This window comes from Fischerella sp. JS2 (assembly GCF_032393985.1).
In the GTDB taxonomy this organism is placed as follows: Bacteria; Cyanobacteriota; Cyanobacteriia; order Cyanobacteriales; family Nostocaceae; genus Fischerella.
Genome location: NZ_CP135918.1, coordinates 1,024,663 through 1,041,913, shown reverse-complemented (window position 1 = coordinate 1,041,913; position 17,251 = coordinate 1,024,663). Strand labels below are relative to the sequence as shown.

Below are 17,251 nucleotides of genomic sequence, written 5' to 3'. Positions count from 1 at the left end.
ACAATCCACAAAAATAAAATCGCTTCAAGACCTAAGCAATGCTTGGATATTGGTCTTGTATGTAGAATTGTCTAAACCATAGTTACTATTGCTTGATTGAGTATTGATTGTCTTTTTAATCGCATCAATGCGATCACCTGTTGCTGGGTGAGTACTCAAAAATGTAGGCACAGAACCCTTTTTGACTAGTTTCTGCATAAAGGAAACCATCGCCTCTTGACTGTAACCAGTACGTGTCAAAGTTGCTAATCCTCTTTTATCAGCATCAAATTCGTTTTTACGACTACCAGGTAGATTGCGGGCTAACTGATAACCAATTTGTACTACTTTACTGCGGTCTAAACCTGCTGCTGTTAACAAACCTTCGTCAATCGCCTTTTGGCGCATCTGTTTGATTAGATGTCTACCGCCAACATGACCAATTTCATGGGCCATGACACTTGCTAGTTCCGCTTCATTTTCGGCAGTTTCTATTAAGCCTGTATTTATATATACAAATCCACCAAGAGTGGCAAAAGCATTTATACTATCATCGTCAATTACTTGGAAAGTAAAAGGAAGCTTGGGGCGATCGCTATTTGCTACCAATCGCTGACCAATTTGTTGCACATAACGATTAATATTGGCATCACGATATAATCGAACGTCACTGTCTAGCAGTTGTTGATTAATTTGTTTACCAACTTCAACTTCCTGGCGATCAGACATATTAGAAAGCTGAAGTGCTTGGACTCCTTGAAAAATTAGAGGAACCCAATCAAAAGCTTGGGATGGTAAGGCGCTACTCAAACAAATACTCAGCGCCACTAGCACCGAAATCAACGGATAAAACAAACGATGCCGAAAAAAACTGTAATAGATAGATAAGCTTTTCCTATTATTCATAATTTGATCTGAAAAGACTTTAGGAAGAACGTAAAACTAACAGACGCAAGCAGGATACAACAAGTTGCATCACAAATTTCTCATGCAGATGTCACTACAGAGTTGACTATAATGCAGTTTTAACCGATGTTTTTTGGCAGCAGCAACTAAAAACAGCGGTCATGATAAACTGTCGCATGTCAACTGAAGGCTGAAGTATGAAGTGTGAAGTATCAAGACTTACGCAAAATCATCAAAAAACGAACCGCGTAGATACGAAGTGCCTTCCCGTAAGGGTAGGACACGTAGATGTGCAAGCAGCTTCCCGCAGGGTAGGAATAAGAGTTTGGGATATCTCTTGCGTACGTCCTAAGAATGACAAAATTACATCCTTCATCCTTCATCCTTTCTTCTGTCAAAAACTAGATTTAGGAAAATTGCAGTTATGGCTATTTTAGATTCCAAAGGTCGTTTATTTGGTAAATTTAATGTCCTTGATATATGTGCTGGACTGGTAATTTTGCTAGTTATATTTGGCATCTTTTTCTTCCCTGGCAGTACTGGTTCTGTTGCCCAAGTGGGTACTAAAACAGTACCTATTGAAGTAGATTTAATTGTTCGAGGATTAAATGTACGTGACCCCGAACAGTTATATAGCCAAGGATTTAAAAAAGGCGGTAAGACAAATGTTATTATTCGTAATCAACCTCACGGTAAAATAGATATCAAATCTCTTCAACCTTTACCTAGAACTGTACTTGTTCCCCAGCCGGATGGTACTGTGAAAGAATTGCCAGATCCTAAATCAAACAGTTTTAGTACAGATATGTTATTGACTTTGGAAGGCAAAGCACAAGTAACAGAAAATGGTCCAGTTTTAGGTAATAGCAAAGTCAAAATTGGAATGCCATTTGAATTAGAAGGCTTTAATTACAACTTCAATGCCAGCGTGATTGATGTGCGGATTAAAGATAAATCTTAGTTCCGCACCACAACACTTGGTTTTTGGCACTTTTATAGCTAGTAGTCTGTTTCATTAGTTCTTAGGAGTTGCAAGGAGTCAGATCCCCGACTTTTTTAAAAAGTCGGGGATCTCGCATTTGACTCTAAAGTATTGTTCTTAATAAGTTACCGCTGTTGGTGATTCCATTAAAAGAGGTAAGAATTTTCTAATTAAACCAATTGTTACTGCTGGCAGTTCTAATTGTGGTGTCAATCCTACATCTTCTAATTCTTGGAAAAATTTAATCGCTTGCGTATTCATTTGAGCAAGACGATACCCAATTTCCGGACTAGTAAATTGTGATTTTTGTCCCCAAATAATTGCGGTCGGAATAGTTAATTGTTGAATGTAAAGTGATAAATCAAAACTCAAGTCACCGCGTACGAAAGATAAGGCAGCGTATTCAGCGTTGGGTTGCTTGGCTGATTCTAGATAAGCTTGGACAATTTCTTCATATATCCGGTTGGGGCGAGCAAATTGTCTTTGCTCTAGAAAGCTACGAATACCATTTTCTGTTGCTACTCCAGTAGAGTAAAGTATTCTATCAACAACAGGAATACTGATGAGTTGAGCAAAAAAAGTGCGAGAGTAATCTTGTCCAAAGTCAGAAATTCCAGAAGGTATGGTAAGAATTAAAGACTTGAATAATTCTGGATGAGCGATCGCAACTCGAATAGTAAACGCTGCTGTCAAAGATGAAGCAATTACTCTCACAGGGAAAGTGCAAGTCTGCTGCAAAAACTCTCGAATCGTCGTCAAGTAGTCTTCAATTGTGAAATTGCGTGCGGGATGCTCAGATCGACCCCAACCGATTAAGTCTGGGGCCAAAATGCGATACTCACTGGCAAATGCTGGATAAACTTTTGACCACTCATATGCAGAAGAACCTCCACCAAATCCATGCAAGAACACTAGAGTCTCTAATTCCTCGCTAGCAACTTTATTCTTCTGCCAAGGTAAGCCAGTGGCAGTATAGTAAACCATCCTGCCTAAGGAGGTAATCACAGAGCGTTGTTCAAATCCTACTGGTATAAACATAGATTTTTATTCAGGAGCCAATGGTCATTTTTGATTGGTTAGTGGTTGGTTGTTGTTTGTTAGTAGTTAGTAGAGACGCGAGGAACATCGCGTCTGTACATTAGTAGTTAGTAGTTAGTGGTAATTCCTCTACTCCTCACACTCCACCCTGCCTTAAGCCGCGCAAAGCGCGTCTACACACTTCCCCCACTTCACCCCTACGGGAAGCCACTTGCGTGTCTACACACTCCCCATTGCCCCTAATCCCCACTCCCTTGGGGGAGTGGGGGCCCCAAATTCCCTACCTCCCACTCTCCCACTCTCTCACTCTCTCTACCTACCTCCAAAGACAGATTCAATCATTATTTTCTTGATCAACGCTTCTGGTGAAGTAGATGTAAAAATACTGTCTCACTTGTGAAGATTCAGTAATTTTTTTTCTGGTTTTTCTGGTTGTGTTGCTTGAAAATCGCATAATCACGATGCTTATACTAGTAATAGGTATTACTGAGGGGTGAGACCCTTAACCCTTATTTATGGTAATCTATCAGAAACAATACTGATAATTTTGAGTGTCAGTTAAACTTGTAAACAAAATCGCAAATAACTATTAACTTTAATTTCTGCTTGACTGTCCAATCAATGAGTTCTTAAAGTAAGACTTTGTGGAGTCTAGTAAGGGTAATTTTTGTCTTTATAGTTTAGTAATTTGATGATTTTATAGAAAATCGTTAGGTGGGGTGTCATGTTAAAGCAAGCTTGTCTTCAATCTGATCAAAAACCAAAGCTTGAAGACCACAAATTGATGCTTGATAACTTTGATATCCAAAATATTCACAATCAAATGGTAGATTCATCTTTCCACTGTCAAATGCATACAGTACTTGACACAGAAAAGGTGGCTATACCTAACTGTATTTATTTAAATTTACAAGATTTAAAATGCTTTGAAGCTATCAAGCATCAGTATCAAAAATGGGGTATAGTTTTTGACAATTGTATCGCCATCCAGCCTTCAAATCCTGCATTTCCCACTGACTCTAGTTTGATGGTAATGATGGGAGCGCCAAAAGGTGGATATTTAGAAGCGACTTTTTTGCGGCCAGTCCAATTTGTGAGTGCTTTTGTTACGAGTTCACAGCGTTTAGTGCTTTGTGCATATAATCGCGATCGCCAACTGTTAACTCAAACAGTACTACCAGGGGCCAATTTAGCAAATTCCGATTCTGCCGTTCCCCCCAATACCTTACTGTCTGTAACGGCTAATGATATTTACAGCGTTACTTTTTGCGCTTTTGATGGTCAATTCACCATTGATAACTTCTGTTTCTGTTTTCAGAGCGAATTTATAAAAACTCGGTGATCAAATCTGTGCCAAGACCTCTAATTCGAGTATTCTGTATAGATATTATACCCTAAGTTGGATTTTAGATTGTGAAACATTTACCGGGTAAGCTTTTTAGCTATCCATCTGTCGCAATCATATTTCCATTTGGTATTATTACTTATTTATTAAACTTTCACAATCAAGTAGGTAGATACCGTGGCACAGGCTTCGTCTTCTTGGCAGCAATTGATTGACCAGATCCTCGATTGGATGCTTCCAGAGTTCAAGTCAGGAGCCACAAAAAAGTTAGCTCTAGAACGTTTTCGAGGTCCAGGAGGCGTTCTTGGGTTCCTGACTGTAGTAGTTGCAATGCTGTTGTGGAACTGGAAACTGCTGTTAGCCAGCAGTGCGGGTGTTGGAACAATGATGTTTGTTTATTCCGTGCAAGCATGGCGTTGGCAGTTGCAATGGTCTGAAATTAAAAAATTTTTAAACAGTCCTAACCGTCGATTAGCTCTAGCTGTAATGAGCGGTGGTATAGCTTGCTTCAGTACGTACATGGCAGTTGTGATTTGGTTAGACTCTAACAGTCATTGGCTTGCTGCTGCTGTTATTTTGCAAGGTTTAGCCACATTATTGACTTTATTTTTACTAACATGGCAAATAGTCAACTCTTACGGAAATCGAGATGAAAATCAGTTAGACAACTTGTTAAGTAATCTCACTGAAAAAGAGCCCCTCAAGCGATTAATTGCTATACGTCTCCTCACCAAATTAATCACCAACAATCGGGTCAATACTTCCGAGTTACAAAGTATTGGCGAATGTTTGAGACTCCTGCTTTGTCATGAGGAAAAACCAGTAATCCGAGAAGCAGCTTTTGATAGCTTGCAAGCATTAGAACGAATGCAAACACTTTCATCAAATCCTATGGCAATTAAAATACCTACCAAAGCAAAAGTCAAAAATCGGATTAGTTGTTAGTCAATGGTCAATTGTCAATCGTCAATGGTGAAAAACTATTAACTCTGGACTCTTTACACTGGACTATTGACTAATTTGATGTAATCTGCCGTTACGGACTTGTACCACACGATGACCACATCGTCGGACTAGCTGCTCATCATGAGTAGTCACAATTACTGTTGCTCCAAAGGAATTTAACTTCTGAAAAATCTGCATTATTTGCCAGGAGTTATCAGGATCAAGATTACCAGTTGGTTCATCAGCTAAAAGCAATGGTGGGGTTGCGATAATTGCTCGAGCAATACTTACCCGTTGTTGTTCTCCTCCAGATAGTTTTTCTGGAAAACAGTCAGTTTTATTCAACAAACCTACTAACTTTAATGTCGGTTCTAAACGCCGTTGAATTTCCTTACGAGTATATCCTTGTGCTTGCAGCACGACAGTTACATTTTCTGCCACCGTTCTTTGAGGGATGAGTTTGTAGTCTTGAAACACAATACCAATCCGCCGCCGAAACAATGATAAGCGATCGCCTCTTAAACAAGCCAAATCACACCCATCAACTATTACCTCTCCTTGTGTTGATGACTCTTCGCCATACAGCAGTTTCAATAGCGTAGACTTACCAGAACCACTAGGACCTGTAATAAACAAAAATTCACCCTGTTTTACTGCCAAATTCACATCTAACAAAGCATTATGACCATTGAGATATGTTTTTGTAGTTGAGCGCAATTGCACCATCAGCCTATTATTAGGCTGTTGAGTATCGCTGTCTTGAGCATAAGTAGATTTATCAGACACTACTTTCGGTGATACTGCTGTTGGCATTGCTATTTCTTCACACCTACTAAATAAACATTCATAAAATAAGGATTCCCAGATATTACCCAGGAATCTCATTATCCATACTGAAATTTTTTAGTTAGTTGTTGGTTGTTGGTTGTTGTTAGTTAGTGGGTAGAGACGCGAGGAACATCGCGTCTGTACATTAGTGATTATTTGTTAGTAGTTAGTGGTTAGTTGTTGGTTGTTGGTTGTTGGTTGTTGTTAGTAAGTGGTTAGTGGTTAGTAGTTAGTGGTTAATGGCTACTACTCCTCATACCCCTCACACTCCACCCTACGGGAAGCCACTTGCGTGTCTACACACTCCTCACACTCCCCCCATCTCCCCACTGCCCCCTCTCCCCACCTCCCCATCTCCCCAAAGAATCTACTGACTTATAGCTTCTCTGACTGTCAAACCATAAATCAAAGATTTCAGGGCAAATTTAGGTAAAGCCAACATACGTCGCCAACGCCAAGGTTCTTTGTATAGGCGATACAGCCACTCTAAATGGTTGTTCCCCAACCAAGCGGGAGCGCGAGTTTTTGTCCCAGACCAAATATCAAAACTGCCACCGACGCCGATCCAAATTGCTTGGGGACACAAATGGCGATTTTGGGCAATCCATAACTCTTGACGTGGCACACCTAAACCAACAAAAATAACTTGTGGCTGAACTTGAGCAAGAGTTTGTCGTAATTGTTCCTCTTCTGCTGGGGAATGGAAGCCAGAATGTGTACCTGCTATAGTCAAACTCGGAATTTGCCTCTGCCAAAAGTCTGCGGCTTCGGCAGCAACTCCAGTAGCACCGCCATAGAAAAATACTTTTGCTTCCGTTTGTTTTTCTCCAAGTTCTCGCAACAGGGTCTCTGCTAGCTCGATTCCTGGTATTCGCTGCACTTTTTGCCGTCGCAACCACCGCAAAAACAGAACTACTCCCGCTCCATCTGGAATAACTAGCTCAGCAGTTTTGATTACCTCAGCTAGAGATTTGTTTTGTTCTGCCTGCATAGTCATTTCGGCATTGAGAGTGATTACATGCGCTCCCATGCCTTGCTTCAGGCTTTCCAGCAACCAGCTTGGATAATCAGTCATGATATGAACTGGTAGCCCCAACACCGAAAATACTTTAGGCGGTTTAAACATAGCCTACTTTTGAGTAGCCTCACACCAATGTTTATCGAACGATAGTCTAACAAATTTTTGCAAATAGAGAATTCCCTAAAAATGCGTATTTTATATCACAAATTTTAATTAGATAATTTTCGCTACATTCCTTCTAAAAGTAGATTGCCATACCGATCAAGATACTTTAGGTCTAATTGTATTATATTGTGTTATTAAATACAAAGTGTTTTACAATACACTGCTATTAAATTTCAAAACACAAGATGAGGGTAGAAAGCATTAGGCATAAAAGTAAAAATAGAAAGGGCTTTATCTTCATCCCCCAACATCAAAGTATTGTCCAAACTCATGATTTAAGTCAGTTTATTTTTAGTGCAGGATCAAGTAGCTAAACTCAAACTAATTCAGGATTCGCTATTCGCAATTCTCAATTCGCAAATAGTTCACACTCCATCTTCTAAAACTTTTTAGTAAACTCAATCATACACAGTTAAGAGTGCAACAGGCAGAATTGACTATGAATAAAATTCGTGTGGTATTGATAGAAGATCATGATCTCACCCGTGTAGGTATCAAAATAGCACTACAGCAAAAAGAAGAAATAGAAGTGGTGGGAGAAGCTGCTAATGCTGCTGATGGTATAAAATTGTTAAAAACTATACAACCAGATATTGCAATTATAGATATCGGTTTACCAGATAAAGATGGTATTGAACTTACACGAGAGGTAAAAGCATCTGCCAACGGAGAAGATTCAGGAGTAAAAGTATTAATTTTGACTCTGCGTGATAACAAAGAAGCCGTTCTTGCAGCTTTTGCCGCTGGGGCTGACTCCTATTGTATGAAGGATATCAAGTTCGATAACTTACCAGAAGCTGTACGTGTTACTTACAATGGCAATGCTTGGATTGATCCAGCGATCGCTCGTATTGTATTACAACAAGCACAACAAAATCCATTGAAATTAGAGGGGACAGCAGAGACTAAAATTTCAGTGCCAAGTTTAGAAAATAATGGTACTGAAGAAGATATAATTGACCCCTACATCCTCACAGAAAGAGAATTAGAAGTATTGCAACTGATTGTAGAAGGTTGTAGTAATGCTGTAATTGCGGAAAGGTTATACATTACGGTTGGTACTGTCAAAACACATGTTCGTAACATTTTAAACAAACTATGTGCCGACGACCGTACCCAGGCAGCAGTTAGGGCTTTGCGTTCTGGATTAGTCGGATAGGCTAGATAAATTACTAGAAAAATAATTTTAGTTCACTATTCGCTAATCAGTAGAATTACTACTTTTTTATCATAAATATGTGTTAAAAATGAGTGGATTACCCTGAATGCAGTCTTTCTTAATGTTCAAATGACGATTTAGGTGTAACAGATATGATTACGCCATTTCGCCATTGAAATATCTGGAATAGTGAAGTCGAATATGACTGAGACAGATGTGGAAAAACTCAAATTGATGGTGGTAGATGATGAGCCGGATAACCTAGAACTACTCTACCGTACTTTTCGGCGAGACTTTCAAGTGTACAAAGCAAATCATGCAATGAAAGCACTTGAAATTTTGGATAAAGAAGGTGAAATGGCTGTGATTATCTCTGACCAAAGAATGCCAGAGATGAATGGCACAGAATTTTTGAGTTTGACAGTAGAGCGCTTTCCTGATACAATACGCATCTTACTGACTGGTTTTACTGATGTTGAAGATTTAGTTGATGCCATTAACTCTGGTCAGGTCTTCAAATACATTACTAAACCTTGGAAACCGGATCGACTCAAAGAAATTGTTGAGCAAGCAGCAGACACCTATCAGCTAGTCAAAAAGCGTACTCAAGAACTACGCCGTGCCCTACGACGAGAATCATTATTTAATGCCGTCACTACTGCAATACGTGAATCGTTAGACTACTCCAGCATGTTGGAGAAAATTGTTGCCACAATTGGTCAGTCTTTTGAAACTAGTTATTGCTTGCTTAGACCAGTAGAAAGCAATTGTTTGACAGAGGATGAATTCTCCTACTTAGATCCAAAAATTCCTTGTTCATGTGAGTCTTTCGATGCCAGATTGTTGATTGAACAAGTTCTCAAAACTCAGCATTATCAGCATAGTCTATATACTATAAATGAGAATCTTTGTTACCAATTGGCATTGCCACTGATTTATCAGCAACATCTCCTTGCTGTTCTTGCTCTCCATCAAACAGAACGGGAGCAACCTTGGCAAGACGAAGATATTCAGCTGATTACAGGTGTTGCGGAACAAGCAGCTTTAGCCCTTTCCCAAGCAAAACTCTACCAACGTCTTCAGGAAAAACAACAACAGATTCGGGCTGAATTGGAGATTGCTCGTCAAATTCAAAACAACTTGCTACGTCAAAGCTTACCTGATATCAAAGGTGCAAAAGTACAAGCTCGTTGTTACCCCGCCCGTGAAGTCGGGGGAGATTTTTTTGAAGTGTTTGTCCATCCCAAAGGAGATTTATGGTTAGCAGTGGGTGATGTTTCCGGTAAGGGTGTCCCTGCTGCATTGTTTATGGCTAGTGCAATCTCGGTGTTACGCCGCGAATTATCTCAAGAAACACCAGCCATGCCAAACATGGTGATTCAAAATCTCAATAAAGCTTTAGGTGATGACTTAATTAGTAGCAATTGCTTTATTACTCTCATCTTAGCCCGATATACCCCCAGCACCAGAGAACTTGTTTATGCCAATGCAGGTCACATATATCCCCTGCTGTGGTCTCGTGAAACTGATACAGAAAATCCCCAGTACCTAAAAATACGCAGTATTCCTTTGGGTATTTTACCTAAATGGCAAGCAGACTTTGGGCAATTGTTTCTTGCTCCCAAGGATATCCTATTGTTTACCAGTGATGGGATTACTGAGGCGATGGTGACAAAAAAGAGTTATGCAGTAGAAAACTCAGTGAATGGTTTGAAGCCAAATCATCGTTCTATGCTACATCTTGATGGTCTTTGGCAACTCTTGCAACAAGAAACTCAACCACTATCTCTCAATCATTTGTTAGCCCGTATTCAGGCTGACAATAATATTCAAGAAGATGACCAGACCATACTCTCACTGGAGGTTTTTTAAATGATGAAAAGTGAACTTCATGTACCAAGCGACTTGAAGTTTTTAAGCATCGTCGAAAACTGGTTGTTGGGATGCTTGGAAATCCAGTTCAAAGAATCGATAGATTGGTCACGGCAATCAAGTCGTCTACGACTTGCTTTGGTAGAAGCTTATTCTAACGTCGTGCGTCATGCCCATAGAGACCAGCCCTCTTTACCAGTTTTAATCCGTTTAGAATTTAAAGACCGAGATATAGCCTTGGAAATTTGGGATCGTGGTGATGGCTTCGACTTATCCAACTATTTACCTCCTAGCCCTACGGATAAACAAGAAGGTGGTTATGGTTGGCTAATTATGAATCGTCTTATGGATAAAGTTGAGTACAAGTTACAGGTTGATGGTTATAACTGTCTCAAGCTAGAAGTGACTTTGCCAGATTCTGCTTAATTAGTACATTATTAGCGAGTTTAAACGCAGAGTCTCGCAAAGATGAGCGCACAGGGACGCAAAGTGTTTACTTATAGAGAATTTGCTTATACTAAGTGCATTTTTGAGCAGCCTTTATATTAAGAAGTGTTAATTAGTTTAATAACTTTTGCTAAATTTATTTGATTTATAGGTGACATTTATCAAAAAATAAAAATATCGCTAAGATGACCTTGCCGTCCATTTTTCACAAGTGCCGACTTCTAAAGTATTTTTGGGGAGTGTGCTTGAGTCGGTAGGGTATTAATTATGGGTATGACGGGTGCGATCGCAAGTTCAACAATCGACTTTGCACGTGTCCGGTGATCAATCTCACTCAAATATTGCACAACAAAGTCACTGTTTTACCTATGGAAGCCTTGTTTTGTTTGTCACCACGCTATCGTCTTGATGATGAATTACCTTGGTTAGAAGGAATCGACCCCAGTCGTCACTACTGGATTATGGTAAATGGAGACAAAAATTTCACAATAGCGCTTCCTGGACTGATTGTGTCTGCCAAAAGCGAACTCAAGCAAGTCATGCAGCAATTTCGTTCGCTACAACCAGGAGAAAAAATGACCTTGGCAAGAATTGCTGATACTTGTAAAATTCACTGTGTTAGTTCTAATTGCTATGCCATAGAAACAGAAATCAATGGCGCTCCTGTGTGGCATTTATTTGATCAAGAAACTTTGGATAGTTTGCTGATGACAGCACATCCTGATTGGCAATGTGCGCCCAAAGATATAGAGTTGGGACGAAGACTATTACTGCGCTCTTTTGAACAAATGGCGGCAATAAAAAATTAGAATTTGTTAGTAGTTGGTGGTTAGTGGTGAACAACTGACTACTATTTTTGCATTTTCAGCAATTCTTGAGGAGAAGCTAACAGTTTAATTTTGGTGTAAAGAATCTCTCCTTGCTGATTCAGGACAAACTGCCACAAAACGTTGACTCCACACCAAGAAGTTTGTGCTTTTCCTGTCACCTGAAATTGGATTACACCTTCTTCCAAAGTCTCAGATATTCCTTCGCGAGGATAAACTTTAATATCCACAGCTTCTTTTTTTAAATAATTAGCGATCGCCTCTGGCCCTACCATTCCAGATTCAAATGGCGGATGCATGATACCATCATTTGCAAATAAATTAGCAGTAGCATCAAAATCTCCTGCATTCAAGGATTGAAAGTAACGCAAGATAGTTGGTTCTGTAATTCCCTCAATAATTAATTCTTGTGTAGTATTTGCAGATGATTGTGATAAAACCATAAAATTAACTCCAGATTATATTTACATTAATTTACAAATAACAATCAATTTAATCCTGTTGCTGGAGATGTATTTTTTATATTGGTTAGTAGTTAGTGGTTAGTGGTTAGTAGGTAATAGTTTCAAAAAATTACAACTTTGTACTTCCCAAGCCAAAAAAATACTCTTTATATTACCCAGATGGGAATATAAAGAGCAAATTTGTAGTTGGAAATAAGGGGAGATAGGAAAAGATGTTTACAGAATCTAGGCAGGATGTCAGAATACCTTGAGTGATTGCAGTGAAGTGTATACATAAGAAAGCGTGCAAAAAATCTGACTTGCTTTTTCCTGACTCCTGCCTTCATAATACTTAGTCAGCGAGAGGGTCAACACCCATTTCAGTTACGACCTTACGGAGAACGGTAATTTGTTGACCAAAATCGAGTTCTTTTAGTGTTTCCAATACCTGCACACCATCACGAGACAGTTGATAATTAGATGGCATGGGAACAACAAAACCTTTAACCATCAATTCAGATAGTTCGTACCAAAAAGCTAGCTTGGTGTTAGCGCTCAGGATACCATAGGAACGGCAGAATAGGGTATTTTTCTTGGCAGCTAGATCGCGCATTACCTCTAACTGATCTGCATGAGTCATCTGCTTAATTTGATTCAGCAGACCTTCGGCTAATTGCAAACGAGCAGCACCTGTAGCAGCTGGCGTAATCGAACGTCCCATTTCAGTATAAGCATACCAAAGTACTGCCAGCTGATCGTCTACACTCAAGCTTGTAAATACAGCTACAGTGGATGCAACCGCATCAACCGTTTGGGTGCTGTAGTTAAAAGTGTTGGAAAAGCGGTTTTGTGCTGAATCAGTAGTAAATGTCATGAGCGCACCAAAAGTTGATAGTTTTATACGCTGGGAATTACTGAAAGCATGGTTTTGCTCTCGATATACATATTGCATTATTTATTTACAAATTGCAAATAAAATTTACAAATACCACATCTAAAAAATAGCAAATGTATGCATTGACTGGCTAGTGTAGAATAGTAACGCCGTAGTTGCGGCAAATTTCAGATAAGATAAATGAATCATTTGTCGGGAACAAGCAGTGCTGAAGTTAAACAAAAAGCCCTAGAGTTAGGATTTCATAAAGTTGGGATAGCTGCTGTAGATGGGGACAATACAGAGGTGCAGCAGTTGCAAGCATGGATCAAGCTTGGTTATCACGCCGACATGGAATGGATGACTTCTCCGAAGCGTCAAGATCTTCGGTTAGTGATGAGTGATGTGCGATCGCTAATTTGTGTAGCCCTCAACTACTATACGCCACATCAACGACCTGAAGGCGAAGAATACGGCAAAATCTCTCGTTATGCTTGGGGACGGGATTATCACAAAGTCATGCACAAAAAATTGAAAGCACTCTCAGTTTGGTTGCAAGGATTAAGTGAAAACATTCAAGCACGCTATTATGCAGATACAGGCCCAGTGCAAGATAAAGCTTGGGCACAAAAAGCCGGAATCGGTTGGATTGCCAAAAATGGTAATGTGATTACCCGGGAATATGGTTCTTGGGTATTCTTGGGAGAAGTGCTAACAAACTTAGATTTAACTCCAGATAAACCTCACACACAACATTGTGGTAATTGTACTCGCTGCCTAGAGGCTTGTCCTACAGATGCAATAACTAGTCCATTTGTAGTAGACGCTAATCGCTGCATTGCCTATCACACAATTGAAAATCGCCAGGAAAAACTACCAGAGACAATTGCATCCAATTTACAAGGTTGGATTGCAGGTTGTGATATTTGCCAAGATGTTTGTCCTTGGAATCAGCGTTTTGCTAATCCAACTGATGTGGAAGAATTTCAGCCATATTCTGGGAATATTGCCCCCAAACTGATAGAATTAGCCCAAATCTCAGATCAGGATTGGGATAAACAATTTCCGGCATCGGCGTTGCGGCGAATTAAGCCAGAAATGTTACGACGGAATGCCCGTGCTAACCTAGACGCATTCCAGCAGGCACAAGAATGACCCAGAAAATAATTATTTTTGATTTTGATGGCACAATCGCTGATACAGTAGACGCACTTGTAAGTATTGCCAACAGTTTAGCCAAAGAGTTTGGTTATGTACAAATTACCTCGGAAGAACTAGCTTTATTGAGAAATTTAACTTCTAGAGAAATTATTAATTATTCAGGAATTTCTGTATTTAGAATACCCTTTTTAGTAAAAAAAGTTAAAGGAGAATTAAAAAGTAAAATTCCAGAGCTAAAACCGATTCCAGGTATGAAAGAAGCTTTAACAGACTTGAAAAATGCAGGTCATCGTCTAGGAATTATCACCTCTAATTCTAAAGACAATGTTACAGAATTCTTAAGAATTAATGAGTTAGATAATCTATTTGAATTTATTTATTCAGGTATCACCATTTTTGGGAAAACAACAATTATTAATAATGTGCTTAGACAAAAGCAATTCAAACCAGAAGAAGTAATTTATGTGGGAGATGAAACTAGAGATATTGAAGCTTCTAAAAAAGCTAATATCAAAGTGGTAGGAGTCACTTGGGGGTTTAATTCTTTAGAAGTTTTAGCTAAACAAAATCCAAATTATTTAATCCACCATCCAAGTGAACTGTTAAATGTGGTGAATAATAGTTAAATGTCAAAAGTCAAAAGTCATGCAATTTTGGATTTTAGATTGAATTCATGGATAAATCCGCTTTCTTATATTCGGCTCGAAATTATCGATCAATATTATTTCCACAATTGACAATTGACAATTGACTAATGACATTTAATTATTATTTTGCTTGACCTTTTTTCAAAGCTTCTTGCACTAAATCATCACTGACGTTAGTTACACCTTGGTTGCTAGAGCCAATTTCGTCTGCCATTGCTTTATATTCAGCAGGGTCGCCTGTAGGTTGTGCTTCTGTTTTCTTCTCTTGTGCTTCAGGCATTTGATATTCTGGCGCAGTTGCATTTTGGGCTGCTTTTGTACCTTCGCCAGTGCGATCGACTTCACTTACACTCATTTGCTGTGCTGCTTGATAATCTGCTTCCATATCAACGCTGGGCGCTTTTGCTTCCCCACTGGCAATTTCTTCAGCAGCTAGTTTTGCATCTTCGGTAGAAGCTTCCGTAACATTTGGTTTAATTTCTTCAGGCATAACAATCCCCTGTGATATTTTTTTTGTTTATGCCGAGATTCTATCAAAGTGAACTAATCAAACTTTGATATCTGTAGATAGATATTTCTCCTCTATTGAAAGGTAGATAAATGTATGTATTTTTCCATTAAAAAACTATTTCTAGAGGAAGGCGATTCAGATTATGAAATTTTGTAACTGTTAGTTTGTAGGTAAAAATTCTCTTTGAGATAAATTATGACTAGCAGTTACAATAAATCTACGCCTCAAGCTCTTAGTGCAGAGACTCAAAAGCATGTAGAAGCTTTTAATAATCTGGATACTGATGCTAAGCTAGCTTGGCTGTATTTAGTGTATGAAAAAATGGGAGATTCTATTACTCCCGCAGCACCTATGGCAGCAGAACCAGAATTAGCGCCAAAGTTGCTAGGAGACTATTACAAATTATCCGATGAACAGCAACTGGCAATTATGCGGGAAATTGTTAATTGTGAAGATACAGAATACTCGCGTGCCTATGGTTCGATCAAAGAAAACAACCAATTGCTAGTTTGGTATGCTTGGGCAGAAGCAATGGGTGATCAAGTTGTTGACATGCCAAGTGACTACCAAGCTTCTAATGACATTAATAATTTGCTCTCAGAAGTAGAAAAATTGGAATTTGAAGAACAAATGTCCATTTTACGGACAATTGCTGGTGCAATGGGTTACAGCGATGTGCGGCCGATTGAAACACAGGCAGAAACAGGGAAAACACCAAGTCTTTAGTTAACGTAACTTCGATAAGCCCAACATCCCGCCCTCAAATAAATTTGGGGCTAATAACGAAAACCCACTCCAAGTGGGTTGAAGGGCTTATTCAATAGTAAGGATTTTAAGCTTGTTTACTTTCCTTAACATAGTTAGGTTTATTACCCTCGACCTACTTACTATACTTAATTACTCAACCATTTACCGACTACAAGTTCTAAGCAGGTTTCTTTTTTGGTAAAGCCAAGTTTTTTGTAAAAGTCAATAGCGTCATCTGTAAATAAACAGACGTGTTGTCCTTGTAATTCTGCCAACAGAGTTCGCATTATCGTACTAGCAATACCTTGATGACGATAAGGACTAAATGTCCAAACATCGACAATGTCAGCATTACAAACACCATCAGATAAAACACGGGCAGTTCCAATAATGCGATCGCCTGCATAAGCAATACAAGTTGCATAGCTATTAGCAAACGATGCTCTTAGTTGTTCAGGACTTCTACCATTGTCAAATTTATCTTGAGTGAGTGTTGCTTTCATTTCCTCCCAGTCAACATTTTCCAAATCGCGTTTGTAGCTTATCATGCCTGTAGAAATTCACAACAACTTTTATATGCTACATGATACTACAAAAATATAAAATCAAGATACTGCCATATGAATCAAATCAGCTGGTGTAAGTTGCGAGTGTACTACTTCTCCATCACGAAACCAGACGATACGTTGAGTTTGGCGGGCAACTTCTGGTTCGTGAGTTACCATGACGACTGTAATCCCAGTGGTATTTAGTTCGGTGAAAATATCCAATACTTCTTGGGTGGTACGGGAATCAAGCGCACCAGTGGGTTCGTCTGCTAACAGTAACACCGGACGATTGACAATCGCACGAGCGATCGCTACCCTTTGTTGTTGTCCCCCAGATAATTGATTCGGTTTGTTGTTGATCCGTTTTTCCAAACCAACGCGCTTGAGTGCTTCGGCGGCGCGATCACGTCTTTCGCTAGGGTCTACATTAGCATACACCATTGGTAACATCACGTTTTCAAGTGCTGTTAACTGAGACAAAAGATGGAACTGCTGAAAGACAAAACCGATTTTTTTATTACGAATGTGGGCAAGTTCAGCATCATCCATTTGTGCCACATCAAGGTTATCTAAGTAATAATGCCCTGATGTGGGACGATCTAAACAGCCAATAATATTCATAGCTGTGGATTTACCAGAACCAGATGGCCCCATAATTGCACAGTATTCGCCCTCGTGGATCACCAAATTCACATCGTTAAGTGCTTTGACTTCAGTTTCACCACTTCCATAGATTTTAAAGATATTTTCTAGTTGAATAATTGATGATTTGTGATTTGTCATTTGTGATTTGTCCTCCTATATTT

The 17,251-nt window shown here is 39.2% G+C and carries 19 protein-coding genes; 10 read left to right on the top strand and 9 right to left on the bottom strand.

Going from position 1 to position 17,251, the window contains the following annotated elements:
- Positions 1-24 precede the first annotated feature (24 nt).
- Positions 25-885 (bottom strand): M48 family metallopeptidase, encoded by an 861-nt coding sequence (locus RS893_RS04395; protein ID WP_315790042.1) that lies wholly within the window; start codon positions 883-885, stop codon positions 25-27.
- 424 nt (positions 886-1,309) lie between these two features.
- Between RS893_RS04395 and RS893_RS04390 the strand changes: the two genes are divergently transcribed.
- Entirely contained in the window at positions 1,310-1,846 is a 537-nt protein-coding gene (locus tag RS893_RS04390; protein ID WP_315790041.1) for a DUF4330 domain-containing protein, read from the top strand.
- 138 nt (positions 1,847-1,984) lie between these two features.
- On the opposite strand, the gene RS893_RS04385 is transcribed toward RS893_RS04390, so the two are convergent.
- Entirely contained in the window at positions 1,985-2,905 is a 921-nt protein-coding gene (locus RS893_RS04385; protein WP_315790040.1) for an alpha/beta hydrolase, read from the bottom strand.
- A gap of 724 nt (positions 2,906-3,629) precedes the next feature.
- Between RS893_RS04385 and RS893_RS04380 the strand changes: the two genes are divergently transcribed.
- On the top strand, positions 3,630-4,247 hold the full coding sequence (locus RS893_RS04380) for a hypothetical protein (protein ID WP_315790039.1): 618 nt from the start codon (positions 3,630-3,632) through the stop codon (positions 4,245-4,247).
- A gap of 180 nt (positions 4,248-4,427) precedes the next feature.
- On the top strand, positions 4,428-5,195 hold the full coding sequence (locus tag RS893_RS04375) for an armadillo-type fold-containing protein (protein WP_315790038.1): 768 nt from the start codon (positions 4,428-4,430) through the stop codon (positions 5,193-5,195).
- A 63-nt stretch (positions 5,196-5,258) separates the two neighbouring features.
- Here the strand turns inward: RS893_RS04375 and ftsE are convergent, their stop codons facing one another.
- Positions 5,259-6,008: a cell division ATP-binding protein FtsE gene (gene ftsE, locus RS893_RS04370; protein ID WP_315790037.1), complete on the bottom strand. Its 750-nt coding sequence runs from the start codon at positions 6,006-6,008 to the stop codon at positions 5,259-5,261.
- 382 nt (positions 6,009-6,390) lie between these two features.
- The gene (locus RS893_RS04365; protein ID WP_315790036.1) at positions 6,391-7,149 is read right to left on the bottom strand and encodes a WecB/TagA/CpsF family glycosyltransferase; all 759 of its coding nucleotides are present in this window, start codon (positions 7,147-7,149) and stop codon (positions 6,391-6,393) included.
- 499 nt (positions 7,150-7,648) lie between these two features.
- Here RS893_RS04365 and RS893_RS04360 point away from each other — a divergent pair, with 499 nt between their 5' ends.
- The 4 genes from RS893_RS04360 (at position 7,649) to RS893_RS04345 (ending at position 11,496) form a co-directional block, all read left to right on the top strand.
- Complete coding sequence (locus RS893_RS04360; RefSeq protein WP_315790035.1) at positions 7,649-8,368, top strand: response regulator transcription factor; 720 nt, start codon at positions 7,649-7,651, stop codon at positions 8,366-8,368.
- Positions 8,369-8,569: 201 nt separating this feature from the next.
- A complete protein-coding gene (locus RS893_RS04355) occupies positions 8,570-10,240 on the top strand; it encodes a SpoIIE family protein phosphatase (protein ID WP_315790034.1) in 1,671 nt (556 codons plus the stop codon).
- A 3-nt stretch (positions 10,241-10,243) separates the two neighbouring features.
- Positions 10,244-10,666, top strand: coding sequence for an ATP-binding protein (locus RS893_RS04350; protein WP_016865833.1), 423 nt, complete (start codon positions 10,244-10,246; stop codon positions 10,664-10,666).
- A gap of 389 nt (positions 10,667-11,055) precedes the next feature.
- Positions 11,056-11,496 carry a hypothetical protein gene (locus tag RS893_RS04345; protein WP_315791865.1) on the top strand — a complete coding sequence of 147 codons (441 nt, stop codon included), beginning with the start codon at positions 11,056-11,058 and terminating at the stop codon, positions 11,494-11,496.
- A 41-nt stretch (positions 11,497-11,537) separates the two neighbouring features.
- On the opposite strand, the gene RS893_RS04340 is transcribed toward RS893_RS04345, so the two are convergent.
- Positions 11,538-11,957: a nuclear transport factor 2 family protein gene (locus RS893_RS04340; protein ID WP_315790033.1), complete on the bottom strand. Its 420-nt coding sequence runs from the start codon at positions 11,955-11,957 to the stop codon at positions 11,538-11,540.
- A 352-nt stretch (positions 11,958-12,309) separates the two neighbouring features.
- Positions 12,310-12,831, bottom strand: a complete 522-nt coding sequence (locus RS893_RS04335; protein WP_315791864.1) for an orange carotenoid protein N-terminal domain-containing protein — start codon at positions 12,829-12,831, stop codon at positions 12,310-12,312.
- Between the two features lie 201 nt (positions 12,832-13,032).
- Between RS893_RS04335 and queG the strand changes: the two genes are divergently transcribed.
- Together queG and RS893_RS04325 are read left to right on the top strand one after the other, a co-directional pair.
- Positions 13,033-13,986 (top strand): tRNA epoxyqueuosine(34) reductase QueG, encoded by a 954-nt coding sequence (gene queG, locus RS893_RS04330; protein ID WP_315790032.1) that lies wholly within the window; start codon positions 13,033-13,035, stop codon positions 13,984-13,986.
- Positions 13,983-14,618 carry an HAD-IA family hydrolase gene (locus tag RS893_RS04325; RefSeq protein ID WP_315790031.1) on the top strand — a complete coding sequence of 212 codons (636 nt, stop codon included), beginning with the start codon at positions 13,983-13,985 and terminating at the stop codon, positions 14,616-14,618. Before queG ends, RS893_RS04325 begins: the two co-directional genes overlap by 4 nt.
- A 142-nt stretch (positions 14,619-14,760) precedes the next feature.
- Here the strand turns inward: RS893_RS04325 and RS893_RS04320 are convergent, their stop codons facing one another.
- Entirely contained in the window at positions 14,761-15,129 is a 369-nt protein-coding gene (locus RS893_RS04320) for a hypothetical protein (RefSeq protein ID WP_315790030.1), read from the bottom strand.
- Positions 15,130-15,345: 216 nt separating this feature from the next.
- Between RS893_RS04320 and RS893_RS04315 the strand changes: the two genes are divergently transcribed.
- Complete coding sequence (locus RS893_RS04315; RefSeq protein WP_315790029.1) at positions 15,346-15,876, top strand: orange carotenoid protein N-terminal domain-containing protein; 531 nt, start codon at positions 15,346-15,348, stop codon at positions 15,874-15,876.
- A gap of 167 nt (positions 15,877-16,043) precedes the next feature.
- Here the strand turns inward: RS893_RS04315 and RS893_RS04310 are convergent, their stop codons facing one another.
- Entirely contained in the window at positions 16,044-16,445 is a 402-nt protein-coding gene (locus RS893_RS04310) for a GNAT family N-acetyltransferase (RefSeq protein ID WP_315790028.1), read from the bottom strand.
- A 57-nt stretch (positions 16,446-16,502) separates the two neighbouring features.
- Positions 16,503-17,228 carry an ABC transporter ATP-binding protein gene (locus RS893_RS04305; protein ID WP_315790027.1) on the bottom strand — a complete coding sequence of 242 codons (726 nt, stop codon included), beginning with the start codon at positions 17,226-17,228 and terminating at the stop codon, positions 16,503-16,505.
- Between the last annotated feature and the right edge of the window lie 23 nt (positions 17,229-17,251).